This window comes from Moraxella sp. VT-16-12 (assembly GCF_002224245.2).
Lineage (GTDB): Bacteria > Pseudomonadota > Gammaproteobacteria > Pseudomonadales > Moraxellaceae > Moraxella.
Genome location: NZ_NKHK02000003.1, coordinates 203,272 through 217,393, shown reverse-complemented (window position 1 = coordinate 217,393; position 14,122 = coordinate 203,272). Strand labels below are relative to the sequence as shown.

Annotated in this window: 11 protein-coding genes; 3 read left to right on the top strand and 8 right to left on the bottom strand. The window is 43.7% G+C overall.

Annotated elements, in window-relative coordinates; all coding sequences use genetic code 11:
- The 8 genes from dnaX to hrpA form a co-directional block, all read right to left on the bottom strand.
- Window positions 1–1,192, bottom strand: a 1,192-nt coding sequence (gene dnaX / locus CEW93_RS04095; protein ID WP_146416640.1) for a DNA polymerase III subunit gamma/tau, incomplete at its 3' end; no start/stop codon positions are given.
- 154 nt (window positions 1,193–1,346) lie between these two features.
- On the bottom strand, window positions 1,347–2,879 hold the full coding sequence (gene lysS, locus CEW93_RS04090) for a lysine--tRNA ligase (protein ID WP_089540257.1): 1,533 nt from the start codon (window positions 2,877–2,879) through the stop codon (window positions 1,347–1,349).
- 61 nt (window positions 2,880–2,940) lie between these two features.
- Window positions 2,941–3,180, bottom strand: a complete 240-nt coding sequence (locus CEW93_RS04085) for a DUF2798 domain-containing protein (RefSeq protein WP_255503934.1) — start codon at window positions 3,178–3,180, stop codon at window positions 2,941–2,943.
- A gap of 2 nt (window positions 3,181–3,182) precedes the next feature.
- Window positions 3,183–4,262: a peptide chain release factor 1 gene (gene prfA, locus CEW93_RS04080; RefSeq protein ID WP_089540261.1), complete on the bottom strand. Its 1,080-nt coding sequence runs from the start codon at window positions 4,260–4,262 to the stop codon at window positions 3,183–3,185.
- Window positions 4,263–4,331: 69 nt separating this feature from the next.
- Window positions 4,332–5,447 carry a tRNA (uridine(54)-C5)-methyltransferase TrmA gene (gene trmA, locus CEW93_RS04075; RefSeq protein WP_089540264.1) on the bottom strand — a complete coding sequence of 372 codons (1,116 nt, stop codon included), beginning with the start codon at window positions 5,445–5,447 and terminating at the stop codon, window positions 4,332–4,334.
- A gap of 346 nt (window positions 5,448–5,793) precedes the next feature.
- Complete coding sequence (locus CEW93_RS04070) at window positions 5,794–6,942, bottom strand: beta-ketoacyl-ACP synthase III (RefSeq protein WP_089540262.1); 1,149 nt, start codon at window positions 6,940–6,942, stop codon at window positions 5,794–5,796.
- Between the two features lie 152 nt (window positions 6,943–7,094).
- Window positions 7,095–7,664: a WG repeat-containing protein gene (locus CEW93_RS04065; protein WP_146416638.1), complete on the bottom strand. Its 570-nt coding sequence runs from the start codon at window positions 7,662–7,664 to the stop codon at window positions 7,095–7,097.
- 156 nt (window positions 7,665–7,820) lie between these two features.
- On the bottom strand, window positions 7,821–11,942 hold the full coding sequence (gene hrpA, locus CEW93_RS04060) for an ATP-dependent RNA helicase HrpA (protein ID WP_089538847.1): 4,122 nt from the start codon (window positions 11,940–11,942) through the stop codon (window positions 7,821–7,823).
- Between the two features lie 173 nt (window positions 11,943–12,115).
- Here hrpA and tolQ point away from each other — a divergent pair, with 173 nt between their 5' ends.
- The 3 genes from tolQ to CEW93_RS04045 are packed head-to-tail and all read left to right on the top strand — an operon-like array spanning window position 12,116 to window position 14,122.
- Window positions 12,116–12,787, top strand: a complete 672-nt coding sequence (gene tolQ / locus CEW93_RS04055) for a protein TolQ (RefSeq protein ID WP_089538859.1) — start codon at window positions 12,116–12,118, stop codon at window positions 12,785–12,787.
- Entirely contained in the window at window positions 12,784–13,233 is a 450-nt protein-coding gene (tolR, locus tag CEW93_RS04050; RefSeq protein WP_089538848.1) for a protein TolR, read from the top strand. The genes tolQ and tolR overlap by 4 nt, the downstream gene beginning before the upstream one ends.
- A 1-nt stretch (window position 13,234) precedes the next feature.
- A complete protein-coding gene (locus CEW93_RS04045; protein ID WP_089538849.1) occupies window positions 13,235–14,122 on the top strand; it encodes a cell envelope integrity protein TolA in 888 nt (295 codons plus the stop codon).

Sequence of the window (14,122 nt, the reverse complement as noted above, 5' to 3'; positions counted from 1 at the left end):
CATCAGTTAAATTATCATCAGTTAAATTATCATCAGTTAAATTATCATCAGTTAAATTATCATCAGTTAAATTATCAACTGGCACAGTCATTTGATTGATGGCAAGTGGGCGAAATGCCAACAGCCTTAAAATTCCCATCTCTAATGCCTGTATGGGCGTACTGGCAAGACGTACACTTTCTCTGGATTTGCTGGCAATTTCATAATATAACTGTAGCACATCACTTGGGATGGTTTGTGCCAACGCCAAAAATGCTTGTTTTTGTGCATCATTCATATCCAGTGGCACATCAGGCAAAATTTGCACCAATGCCAGCTGATGAAACGTATCTACCATCTTATCTAGCATACTTGTGGCATCCACCATTTGCATACGCATACGTTGAATGTGTGTTGCCACTGCTTGTCGATTATCCACAAAAATATCACCAACCAATGCCAACACATCAAGACTGTCCACCAGACCAAGCATTTGGGTTACTGTGTCTGTTTGCACCTGACCACCCCCAAAAGCAATCGCTTGGTCGGTCAAAGACAAGGCATCACGCACCGAACCTTTGGCAGACTGGGCAAGTTGCCATAGGGCTGTCTCATCAAAAGCGATTTGCTCTTTTTGCAAAATACCGCTTAAATGTCCATGCAACAGCTCTTGAGACAAAGGACGCAGCACAAATTGCAAACAGCGAGAAACAATGGTAATCGGCAATTTTTGGGGGTCAGTGGTCGCTAGGATAAATTTGACGTGTTCAGGGGGTTCTTCCAAGGTTTTAAGCAGGGCATTAAATGAATGCGTGGAAAGCATATGCACTTCATCAATCAAATACACCTTATAACGCCCTTGGGTGGGAGCATAGGGAACGTTTTCTAACAAATCCCTTGTGTCTTCTACTTTGGTGCGACTGGCAGCATCAATCTCAATCAAATCAATAAACCGCCCACTATCCACACTTACGCAAGTGTCGCACACACCGCATGGCGTACTGGTAACACCTGTTTCACAGTTGAGACATTTTGCCAAAATACGAGCAATGGTGGTCTTGCCCACGCCCCGTGTGCCAGTAAACAAATACGCATGATGAATACGCCCTGTATTGATGGCATGGGATAGAGCTTGCCAAACATGGTCTTGCCCCAAAAGCTCACTAAAATCTTTGGGGCGGTATTTACGAGCAAGGACTTGGTATTCAGACATAGCCGCCCATCACAAAAACATAAAAAATACAATCAATACCAACACAACCACCAAAAGAAAATGGCGAAAATGTTTGGCAAAAACCCATTCTTCAAACAAAAACTTGATGATATTGCATAAAAAATCCAACATCATCATTTATCCCAAATCGCATTTAATCCTTTTTACGCATGTGCGGAAATAAAATCACATCACGAATGCTCGGAGCGTTGGCAAAGAGCATGACAAGGCGGTCAATACCAATGCCCTCGCCTGCAGTTGGTGGCAAGCCGTATTCTAGCGCTTCTACAAAATCGGCATCATAGTGCATGGCCTCATCATCGCCAGCGTCTTTTTCTGCCACTTGCTGTTTAAAGCGTTCGGCTTGGTCAATGGGGTCATTAAGCTCACTAAACCCGTTAGCAAGTTCACGCCCACCAATAAACATCTCAAAACGGTCAGTAACGTGTGGATTGTCATCATTACGGCGTGCCAGAGGTGATGTTTCGGCAGGATATTGAGTAACAAAGGTGGGCTGACGCAGCTTGGTTTCTACCGTTTCTTCAAAGATGATGGTTTGTAGTTTGCCCAGTCCAAAAGATGGCTTGACTTCTTCTTTGAGTTCATTTTTGACAAAGGCTGCCAAAAACTCACGGTCATTTAGATTATCCGCTGTCAAATTGGGATTGTGCTCTAAAATCGCATCAAACATACTAATCTTGGCAAATGGGGCTTTAAAACTAAACACTTCATCGCCATAAGGCACATCGGTGCTACCCAAAATGTCCACCGCCAATTTTTCAAGCATACGCTCGGTCAATGCCATCAAATCGGTATAATCAGCATAGGCTTGATAAAACTCAATCATGGTAAATTCTGGGTTGTGGCGAGTAGAAACACCCTCATTGCGAAAGTTGCGGTTAATCTCAAACACTCGGTCAAAACCGCCCACCACAAGACGTTTTAGATACAACTCTGGGGCGATACGCAAAAACAGCTCCATATCCAAAGCGTTATGGTGCGTAACAAAAGGTTTGGCAGCCGCCCCACCGGGAATCACATGCATCATCGGTGTTTCTACTTCCATAAAGCGTTCGCCAATCAAATACTCACGAATGCCTGAGACCACTTTGGAGCGAATTTCAAAGGTTTTGCGGGTGTCTTCATTGACCATTAAATCCAAATAACGCTGGCGATATTTGACTTCGGTATCGGTCAGTCCATGAAATTTATCTGGCAAAGGACGCAAAGATTTGGTCAAAAGCTCAAACTCTTCCAAATGCACATACAAATCCCCCTTGCCAGAGCGTCCAATAAAGCCACTTGCTCCCACAATATCACCCAAATCCACCGATTTAATCAGCTCCAAGGTGTCGGCAGGTAAACCTTTTCTGTCCACATACAGCTGAATGCGTCCAGTCATGTCTTGTAGCACGATAAACGAGCCACGATTAAACATGACACGCCCTGCCACTTTGACAGACGTTTTGTTGCCTTGTGCCACATCATTTTCAATGGTGACTTTGTCTATGCCATCAAATTTAGCTTGTAAATCAGCACAAAAGGCATCAGGCTTAAAAGTGTTGGGATAAGCAGTTTTGCCCTGCTCGCTTGCCTTTTGCTTTAATACATCTAATTTTTCAAGACGCTGGGCAATGAGCTGATTGACATCGGTCTGTTGTTCAGAAATTGGGTAATGATTGGTCATGTTTTTTTCCAAAGCTAAGAGTGATTAAGATGATTTAAAGTTTAAAAAATACATGATGAGTTTAGCCATCTTTTTGAATGGTCAAATCCACTAATTTTAACACCACAGGTCTTAGTATCGCCACGCACACAAAAGCAATCGGAAAGGCGATTAAATACGCACCCAATACCCGCATGACATAATTACCACCAAAACCCGTATTGACTGCCACCAAGACACCTGACATTAAAAATGCCATCAAAGCTGACATATAAAAAGCAAAGACCACAGGGGTAAATTTTGCAGGGATAAAACCTTTCATAATCATTCTGCTCCCACACTTGCCATCAAATCCGCTTGATGTTCTCTTAGCAGGCTGTCCAAAATTTCCGTCAAATCCCCTTCCATAATCGCATCCAGTTTGTACAAAGTTAAATTGATACGATGGTCGGTCATACGCCCTTGCGGATAGTTGTAAGTGCGAATGCGTTCGGAACGGTCGCCAGAGCCAACCAAATTGCGTCTCATCTCGCTAGATGCGTCCACTTGGGCTTGGACTTTGGCTTGTTGGATTTTGGCAACGAGCATTTTCATGGCTTTGTCTTTGTTGGCGTGCTGTGAACGCTCCTGCTGACATTCTGCCACCACACCTGTGGGAATGTGGGTGATACGCACCGCAGAGTCGGTAGTATTGACGTGCTGACCGCCTGCTCCGCTTGACCGATAAGTATCAATGCGTAAATCAGCAGGATTAAGCTCTACCGTATCATCAATCTCAATCTCAGGCATCACCGCCACCGTACAAGCAGACGTATGCACTCGCCCTTGACTTTCGGTGGCAGGTACTCGCTGCACACGGTGAGCCCCACTTTCAAACTTTAAGCGACCATAGACATCGCTGCCTGATATGCGAGTGATGATTTCTTTGTAGCCTCCGTGCTCGCCTTCGTTGGCAGACAACACTTCCACTTGCCAACCTTGGCTTTGGGCGTATTTTTGGTACATACGAAACAAATCGCCACTAAAAATCGCCGCTTCATCACCGCCTGTGCCTGCTCGAATTTCCAAAAAGGCTGGCACTTTGTCGTTAGGGTCTTTGGGAAGCATAAGAATGTTTAGTTTGTCGCCCAAAGTTTCTATTTGCTTTTTGGCATGGTCTATCTCATCAACCGCCAACTCTTTCATATCAGGGTCAGCAAGCATTTCATTGGCAGTTGCCAAATCGTTTTCGGCTTGTACAAAGGCTTGCCATGCGTCCACCACTTCGGACAAATCACTATGCTCTACCGACAAAGCACGAAATTTTTTATTATCGCTGATGGTGTCAGGGTCAGACAAAAGGGCGGTAACTTCTTCAAATCTATCAACCATCTGGTCAAGACGCTGGCGTAAACTTTCTTTCATGATGTTTATGGCTTATAAAGATAAATAAACGTGGTATTTTGCCATATTTTAGGGAAATTTACCAATTTTTTATCTTTTTGTCAGCCAAACTCCGCTTTCTACATGGTGCGTATAAGGAAATTGGTCAAATAAGGCAAAGCGTTTTATTTGGTGCGTGGCATTTAACACTTGCAGATTATTAAACAAGGTATCAGGATTACAAGAAATATAAATGATGTTATCAAAATTTTGCAAGATATTTAAGGTTTTATCATTTATCCCTGCTCGTGGTGGGTCCACAAATACCGTGTTAAAGTCATAATCTGCAATGTTAATATTTGCTTCATTCAAACGCCGAAATGCTCGCTCGCCCTGATGAGCTTGGCTAAACTCTTCGGCAGACAATCGGGCGATGGCAACATTATCTGTCTGATTTTTTTCAATCGCCCATTTGAGTGCATGAACAGATGATTTTGCCATTTCGGTGGCCAATACTTTATGATAATACTGCGATAAAGGCAACGTAAAATTACCATTACCACAATACAGCTCCAACAAATCTTTTTTATGATGACTGGTGATACCATCTGCCACATCACAAGCAAAGTTGAGCATATCACGGCAAACATCAGCATTCGGCTGACTAAATCCACCTTCTATTTGCTGATAAAAAAACTGTTTTTCATCACCTTTGATATTTACCGCCATTTTTTCAATCACAAAATCATCAGACAACACCAGCTTTTGACCACGACTGCGACCAATCAGTTTAATGCCCAACTGATTTGCCAAATCAGTCGCCAAACTTTGCCAATGGTCATCTAATTTTTTATGATAAATTAAGGTAACCAACATTTGCCCATATAAAGTATTTAAAAAATCAATTTGAAATAATTTCTCTTTTAAAATGGCTGATTTTTTTAGGGCATTTAATAACACTGGCATCAAATCGTTAATATCACGACTGGCAATGGCAAACTCATTGATTTCTATGACTTTTTTGGATTTGCCGTCCTTTTCAAACATGGCATAAAACATGTCGTCCACGCCATCACGCACGGTATGCCAAATCCGAAATTCAGCACGCATACGAAAATGACTGGCAGGCGATGGATAGATTTCTAAGGCAGGTGGATTAAATGGAGAAAATTGATGGTTAATGCGGGTGATTTTTTCGTCAAGTTGGGTTTGGTAAGTGTGATTGATGTCAGTCATGGCGCGCATTGTAAAGCAAGATAAAACGGCATTGTATAAAAAAGCCACCAAAAAATCAAATCCCACATCAATAGCACCCACAAAAAAAGTGCCAATAATTCTATTAGCACTTTTTATTACCACACTTTCACAGTGGTCTTGGTACATACCCAACAAGAGGAATCGTTATGTACTGCTATGGTTTTAAAACTTAGTAACCATGAAATACTATGTTCACCAAGTTAAATAGATTAAAAAATTATTTGCACTCATAGCTTATCAAATAATTTTATCATTTTATCAATGAAAAATCTTCATTATAAGAGTATCATTTTCTAATCATCATGTCAAGTATTTTTTAAACTTTTTTGACAATCACCGAACCAATAGAATATCCTGCCCCAAAAGAGCAAATCACGCCCAAATCACCGCTTTGTACACCATCTTGGTGCTCGTGAAAAGCAACCATTGGACTGGCTGAGCTGGTATTGCCATATTCATAGATGGAAATGGGGGCAATGCTCTTATCTGCATCTTTACCCATGACCGTACGCAATATCAAATCAATCATGTTGATATTGGCTTGGTGTAACCACAAACGCTTGACCTTATCGGTGGGGATGTGATTTTTTGCCAAATGCGTGGTGATGATTTCTGAAACCTTGGGACAAACTTCACGAAACACCTTACGCCCTTCTTGCAAAAATAGCTTATCATAAACAGGCTCAACCATGCCTTCGTGCATCACCTGCTCGCCTGCGGACAAACTCTCGCTTCTGTCCATAAAGCCATATTGCTGAGTGATATTGGTAGAAAATTGGGTGAATAATTGACAATCCACAATCTCATAACCCTTGGGCGTGTCAAGCTCTTCTATGATGGTCGCCGCTGCAATATCGCCAAAAATAAAATGACTGTCTCGGTTACGCCAGTTGAGCTGTGCCGACATAATCTCAACATTGACAATGGCGATTTTTTTGGCAAGCCCCATTTTGATATTGCCCACCGCCTGAGCAATCCCAAACGTTGCCGCACTACACGCCACATTCATATCAAAAGCAAAACCACCCACCATGCCAATGGCGTGCTGAATTTCAATGGCAATCGCTGGATACGCTCGCTGAAAATTAGACCCTGCACAAATAATCCCATCTAGCTCATCGGCTTTTAGCCCTGCATTATCCAACGCCTGCTGTAATGCTTGCACGCCCATCTGTGCCATCACTGACAGCTCTTCACCAATTTTGCGAGCAGGGAAAATCGGTGCCATAATTTCTGGGTCTAAAATGCCTTTTTTATCAATGACATAACGTGATTTTATGCCCGATGCTTTTTGGATAAATTCTGCTGATGAGTGTTGTAAGGCAACCTTTTCGCCTGCTTGTATCGCTTGGGCATGGGTTGTATTATAATTATCCACATAGGCATTAAATGCCACGACCAACTCTTCATTGGTGATTTTGTCTTTGGGAACGTGTAGTCCTGTGGCGGTGATACAAATGGTCATTGTATTATCCTTGTTAATATCAATTTGTGCTATTGTAGCATAAAATACAATAACAAGTTATAAAAAACAAATGTTCACAAAAATTTTTAGCCGCCCTACACCAAATAAAAACGACAAACCGTGGTGGTTTGTCGCTTGATACAGATAAATCATCAATCAAAATGATTGCTTGGATAAATCTCGCTACGTTTCACCCATTTAGCCACAGGATTTTTGACATAGTTTTGGCAGTCGCCTCGATAATCTCTTTGAGTGCATTGCAATTCGGTGGTCTGCACCTGCACAAGATTGCCTTTGATTTCAAAAATCATGCCCTTGCCAGCATCATTACTGGTCTCATAAAAAACATCATCACCTTGGGCAAGTTTTTTACGAAACTCTGCCAGTGATGAGCGTTTGGTCAATACCTTACCTGTTTTGTCAATATAAAAAGCATAAGGTGTTTTGCTATCATCTGCCCCAACTAGTGCTAAGCCTTCGCTAAAATCACCAACATAATCATATTGCAGGGCAATGACCACTTGACCTGTTTTATCAATAAAGCCCCATTTATCGTTCTTTTTAACTACTGCTAAGCCTTCGCTCAAACAATCCACAATGTCATACCCACTTACCTGTGGCTTTTCACACGCCCATACTCCTTGACTGACAGATAATACGCCAATAGTAGCGATGGCTAGGTACAGTTTACGGATTGGATTGGGAGCTGAAATTGTTATCATTTGATATTCCTTACATTAAGATAAAATAATCGCTAAGCAATGGTACTAACCAAAAATACACAATAAACACGCTTTGTGTAAGAAATACTAACAAATCTGTACAGATATTGCAAGTATGTATCTCTTAAAATGTCCAAGTTTTAAACACATCAGCCATCACCGAGTCGTTAACACCGCCCACACCTTTTCTAGCCGTTTGGCAGACACAGGTACAGCGGTTTTCATTGGCTGAGCAAATAGCTGTATGCGATACTCTTCAACAAGCCAGCGATACTCACCTATCTTCACATCATGCACACGATGAGCCAGTCGCTCCATGTGTTCATCAAGCAAATACACGCCGTCCAAATCATTGTCCAAATTATTTGGCAATCTATCAAGACGCACTTTTAGTGCCGACAAATAGCGAGGGTAATTTTGCCAAACCCCATAAGGCACACGATAAATAAAATCCGCCAACGCCAAATCATCAAGCTGGTCTTCGATATCATCCATGCTTTCACCAAAAATCTCACGGTCAAGCATCAGTAGCTGTCCACGCACCGTCTGCCATGTGATGTAGATGTCTTTTAAAACTTTGAGTATCTCTTGTCCCACCAACAAAAACTGACTGCTAATGACCCCTTTGACCGTCTCAAACTCGCCTGCATTGAGCGGTAATTTGTCCAAAAGCTCGCCCATTTGCTCATCACGTACCAATCCGCCCACCTTTTCACGCACGTCTGTTTGAAATGGCGTGGCATATTTATCAAAAGTCGCCTGCAAGGTGGCATCAATGAGCAAACGTTTTAATTTTTCCAAATCGCCAAGCGGCGCAAATGCCAGTTTAAAGGCTTTGTCAATCTGACTGGTGAGCTGTTTTTGTTTTGCTCCAAGGCTAAGTTTAATCAGCGATAGCACCCCTGTTTTGTGAGTGTGTAACGCCTGCGTCAAGTCGCCAAACTCTGCCAGCGACACCTTACCCGTCTCATCAGGGCTTAGAGCATACATCACTTGGGTTACCATGCCCTTTTGGTGTTTGGTTTTGATAAAATCAAAAAACTCTGGAAACTCATCATGAATGCCTTTACTTGGCAAAGCGCAGACGGTGTGTTTGCGATATTTGGCTTGTAGTTTTTCCAAATCCCTACTTTTGTCTATCACTCGCCCTTTGTCATCAATCACACAAATCAATGGCTGCAAATACTTATCAATGCCATGCACATCAAAATCATCGGCTTTGACCACCACACCCAATCGCAACAAGTGATGGCAAAGCTGGTCAAGCAGTCCTGTGCCATTGCCTTGTACCAGTTTGTCCATCAAAGCACACGCCGTATCTGGAATGGGGACGATTTTTCGGCGAATGTCTTTTGGCAAAGTTTTGAGCAATGCTGACACCAGCTCATACCGCCAACCTGCCACCCCCCAGAGCAAATCCACGCCATCAAGCTGAGACAATGCCCCCACCCCCACACGCACACTCACGCCATCATCAAGAGAGCTGGGGTCAAACACATAAGACAATGGCAGTTTGACTGCTCCCACCTGCCAATATTCTGGAAACTCTTTGCCTGCTTTGGCGGTTTCTTTAAAGACATCTTCATCGCTAAAATACAGCCGTTTGTCATCGCCAAGCTCACCCAGCCAATCTTCAAACGCTTTGGCAGAGGCAACATGACTTGGGATTTTTTCTTCATAAAACTGGTACAACGCTTCTTCGTCCACCAACAAATCACGCCGTCTAAGTTTGTCTTCTATTTTTTGGGCGTGTTCTATTTTTTGGCGGTTGTGGGTCAAAAATGGCAATGCTTTTGGATAATTATCCGCCACCAAACCATCACGAATAAAAATCTCACGACTCGCCACCAAATCAATGCTTTCATAAGAAACAAGCTGTTTTTGCACCACAATCAGCCCAAACAAACTAATTTGGGCATAAGCTCGCACTCGCCCTTCTTTTTTTGACCAATGCGGTTCAAAATAATGATATTTAAGCAGCTCGCCTGCACTGGCTAAAATCCACGCAGGGTCAATTTTGGCAAGACAACGCATATACACTTGACTGGTCTCCACCACTTCAAAGGCAATCACCCAGTCTATGCCTTTTTTGTGCAAGGTACTGGCAGGGAAAATGCGTGCTTTTTGGTTTCTTGCCATCAGATACTCGCCTGCCGTGTCTGTTTTGTGTGCCACAAAAGACAAAAGGGCAGTTAATAAGGCTCGGTGAATGTTGGCATAATCTATCGCTGATTTATCCACCGTCCCTTGTACGTTTTTTAGGCTTTTTAATAGGTCAGCTTTGGCAAGTTTGGGGTTGGCAATCTTGGTCTTTAAAGACAAACGCACGCCTTTTTGGGTATCTGCTTTGTCTGCTTGTGTGTGTTTGTCGTCTTTGATGACAAAGCCCAATTCTGCCATCATTTGCGACAGCTGTTCATGCGTTTTTTGCCATTCTTTGATACGAGCAAAACTTAGATAATGTTTTTTGGCAAAACTTTTACGCCCATTGCCAGTGAGTTTCTCGCCCCCATGCATGGCATGGCTACCAAATAGCACGTCAAACAGCTCCACAAAAAACAAAAAGTCTGAATTGTCTTTTTTAAACAAAGCATGCTTTTGGTCAGCCTGAGCTTGTTTGTCCATGGGTCGCTCTTTAACGTCTTGCACCGCCAATGCCGAGACGATTTTAAGCATGGCAGGCAAGCAGGCAAAAGCATCGCCAGCAATGAGCATGCGAGCTAAACGTGGGTCAATGGGCATTTTTGCCATTTGTTTGCCAATGGCGGTCAAAGACGATGGGCGACTTTGGCGTTTTTTGGTGGCGGTTTTGGTGGGTTTATCGCTGATGGCTCCTAGCTCATGGAGTAACTTTTTGCCGTCATTGACCAGACGAAAATCAGGTGGCGTGATAAAATCAAAACTTGCCACATCACCCAGTCCCAAACTTTCCATCTGTAAAATCACGCTTGCCAAATTGGTACGCAAAATCTCAGGCTCGGTAAACTCAGGACGGGCATGAAAATCTTCTTCGTTATACAGACGTATGCACACACCATCACCAATCCGCCCACACCGCCCCTTACGCTGATTGGCGGCCGCTTGGCTGATGGCTTCTATGGGCAGCCGCTGAATGCGTGAGCGGTAATTATAACGGCTGATACGAGCAAAACCCAAATCAATCACATAGCGGATGTTGGGGACGGTCAAAGCGGTTTCGGCAACGTTGGTGGCAATGATAATCCGCCGACCACCTGTGGGATTAAAAATACGCTGTTGCTCAGCAAAACTTTGGCGAGCAAACAGGGGTAAAATTTGCGTGTGGGGCGGTGCGTAAGCGGTCAAAATCTCTTGCAGTTCACGAATCTCTGCCTCAGTGCTAGCAAATATCAAAATGTCCGCTTGATTGGGGTGTCCTTTTTGCTTGGCGTCAAAAAAGCACTCATTGACCGCCGCCGTCAATGCTCGTGGCAATTTGTCCTCAACATCATCAAACACATCATCGTCATGGCTTTTGATAATCTCATCAACAAGTGGGCGATAACGTACTTCCACAGGATAGCTTCGCCCTTCTACATTGATAATAGGTACGTTTGTTTTGACAACCGATTGAAAATACTGGGCAAAACGCTCGGTATCTAGCGTAGCAGATGTGATAATCACTTTTAAATCAGGGCGTTTGGGTAGCAGCCGCTTTAAATAGCCCAAAATAAAATCAATGTTTAAGCTACGCTCATGAGCTTCATCAATGATGATGGTGTCATAACGCGTCAAAAACTTATCTGTGCCAAGTTCAGCCAGCAAAATCCCATCCGTCATAAGTTTGACCAAACTGTCTTTGCTGCCTTCTTCGCTAAATCGTACCTTAAAACTGACCGTCTGTCCCAAATGCTCGCCCAGCTCTTCGGCTATCCGTGTCGCCACCGACCGTGCCGCAAGCCTACGTGGCTGCGTGTGTCCGATTTGCCCTGTTATGCCACGCCCAGCGAGCATGGCAAGTTTGGGCAGTTGGGTGGTTTTGCCTGAGCCTGTCTCGCCTGCCACGATGATGACTTGGTGATTTTGTATGGCGTTGATGATGGTATCAGCCTCTTTGGTAACTGGCAAATCAGCATTGAGTAGCTTTTCTAAATTGGCAGGCACGCTGTTTATTCTATCTTGCACCGCTCGTTGTGAGCGTTCGAGCACGCTTTGTAGATGTGCTTGTTTTTTGGCTTTGTCATCGCCATGGGCGTGCTTGATGTCTTTTGAAAGTTTGGCGATATAATGGCGGTCTTTGGCAAGTATGGATGTTGTCATTTGTTAAACTGGTTTTGATTAAAACGGCGTATTGTAGCCTTTTTTACCATTTAAATACAATCTGTTGGGCAAATTCATGTTTTAATACCCAAAAATCGCCCGCTAAGCCCCAAACATGGCAATTTTATTTAAAAGACGGTATAATAAAGTATTTTTGTCATTTTAAAAAAATCATGAACGAACTCAATATTTTAGACTTAGTCATGGACGCAAGCCTTGTGGTCAAGGCAGTCATGGCGATACTTGTTTTTTTATCACTTCTGGGTTGGGGGCTAATTTTTCGACTGATGGCAAAATTAGGCAGTGCCAAAAAATTTGATGATGAGTTTATGGCGTGGTTTTGGAGTGGCAATAGCCTAAACAAACAATTTCAAGCGGTCGCAAATGAGCCTGAACGCACCGGACTTGAACAAGTCTTTTATGTGGGCTATGATGATTTTTTAAAGTCATCGCCCACCCAAAGCCACGAACGCACCTTACAAAACGTGGAGCGTAAATTTCGTGTGGCACTTGGCAGACAGCAAGCCATTTTAGAAAGCGGACTTGCCACGCTTGCCAGCATTGGTTCGGTCTCGCCTTATATTGGCTTATTTGGTACGGTTTGGGGGATTATGAATGCTTTTATCGGTCTTGCTGATGCTGACAGCGTAACGCTGGCAACGGTTGCCCCCGGCATTGCCGAAGCTCTGATAGCCACCGCCATTGGCTTATTTGCTGCCATTCCCGCCACACTTGCCTTTAACCACTTTACCGCCAAAGCCAATGCTTTATATGAGTCTCGTGCTTTATTTTGTGAAGAATTGACAGGTGTGTTCGCCCAAAAACAACAAGGCGGTCAGTCATGAAAGCCCCCTACGCTCGCCATAAAAAGCCCCTAAACAGTCAGATGAATGTTGTGCCATATATTGATGTCATGTTGGTACTGCTTATCATCTTTATGGCGGTCTCTCCCATGCTCACCACGGGTGTGGATGTCAATCTACCCAGTGAAAAAACCGCCAATATCGCCCAAAGTGAACTGACGCCCATCATTGTCTCTTTACAAAAAGATGGTTCACTTTTTATCAGCTCCGAGCAAGCCATAGACAAAGCGGTCAGTGAGCAAGAACTTCGTGTTACCTTGACGGAGATTGTACGAACCAAAGGCAACAATGCACAAAATTTACAAGTATTCATCAATGCTGACAAAGACAACAAATACAGCAAAGTCATGCACCTGATGGCAATCGTACAAGGTGCAGGCATTACCAAGGTAGGACTACTTAGCACACCCCCAAAAGCAGGTAAATGACATGATAAGCACCAATGTCCAAGAGCCAAGTTTTATCAAGTCCTTTTTGGCAAGCGTGCTTGTTCATGGCTTGGTGATTTTGGGCGTGCTATTTTTGGCAAAACCCAAACCACTGCCCCATGTGGAGACCATGCAAGCTAGCCTTGTGGGTGGCGATGGTTTGGCGGACATTCAAGGTCAAATCGCCCAAGCTCATGCCAAATATCAAGCAAAAAATCAAATCAACACAGACAGCACGCCCACGCCTACCACCACGCCAACACCCCGTCATGATTACCAAGATGATTTTGCTAAACGTGAACAAGCCTATCAAGCCCAAATGCAGGCCTATGCCGAAGCCTTAGACCAAGAGATTGCCTCTGAATTAAATGCTTATCGTGAAGCCCTATCTGCCGAAGAAACCGAACGCCAAAGACAAGTAAAAGAGCTTGAACAACGTGAACGCAGCAACGATGAGATTGCTCGTGAAAACGCCAAAGAACTCAACAAAGCTCGTGAACAAAAACCCCCAACCCAACAAGCCAAAACTGCCAATACAGACAGCTCATCAGATGGCACGCCCAACACACCAACGCTTGGGCAAGGCGGACAAATTGGCGGTGATACATCAGGTGGTGCACACAGTACAGGTAGTGGCACAAGTCAAGCCGATGTCATTGCAGCACTGCAAACACACATCAAACGCCATTGGCAACCCTTAGGGACAAACGCCCAGATGAATGTCCGCTTAAAAGTGGACGCACAAGGTAATGTGCAAAGCGTGCAAGTTACTGGTGGCACAGATGCCCTACAAAACGCCTTGGAAGACACCATCAGGCGAGCCAGCCCCCTAACACCCATTGAAGGCACAAGCTACCGCAACTTAAATTTTAAATTTACTATCAATTAG

Coding starts and splice junctions, on each gene's coding strand:
- lysS (WP_089540257.1), bottom strand. CDS start 2,879: ATGACCAATCATTACCCAATTTCTGAACAACAGACCGATGTCAATCAG.
- CEW93_RS04085 (WP_255503934.1), bottom strand. CDS start 3,180: ATGAAAGGTTTTATCCCTGCAAAATTTACCCCTGTGGTCTTTGCTTTT.
- prfA (WP_089540261.1), bottom strand. CDS start 4,262: ATGAAAGAAAGTTTACGCCAGCGTCTTGACCAGATGGTTGATAGATTT.
- CEW93_RS04070 (WP_089540262.1), bottom strand. CDS start 6,942: ATGACCATTTGTATCACCGCCACAGGACTACACGTTCCCAAAGACAAA.
- CEW93_RS04065 (WP_146416638.1), bottom strand. CDS start 7,664: ATGATAACAATTTCAGCTCCCAATCCAATCCGTAAACTGTACCTAGCC.
- hrpA (WP_089538847.1), bottom strand. CDS start 11,942: ATGACAACATCCATACTTGCCAAAGACCGCCATTATATCGCCAAACTT.
- tolQ (WP_089538859.1), top strand. CDS start 12,116: ATGAACGAACTCAATATTTTAGACTTAGTCATGGACGCAAGCCTTGTG.
- tolR (WP_089538848.1), top strand. CDS start 12,784: ATGAAAGCCCCCTACGCTCGCCATAAAAAGCCCCTAAACAGTCAGATG.
- CEW93_RS04045 (WP_089538849.1), top strand. CDS start 13,235: ATGATAAGCACCAATGTCCAAGAGCCAAGTTTTATCAAGTCCTTTTTG.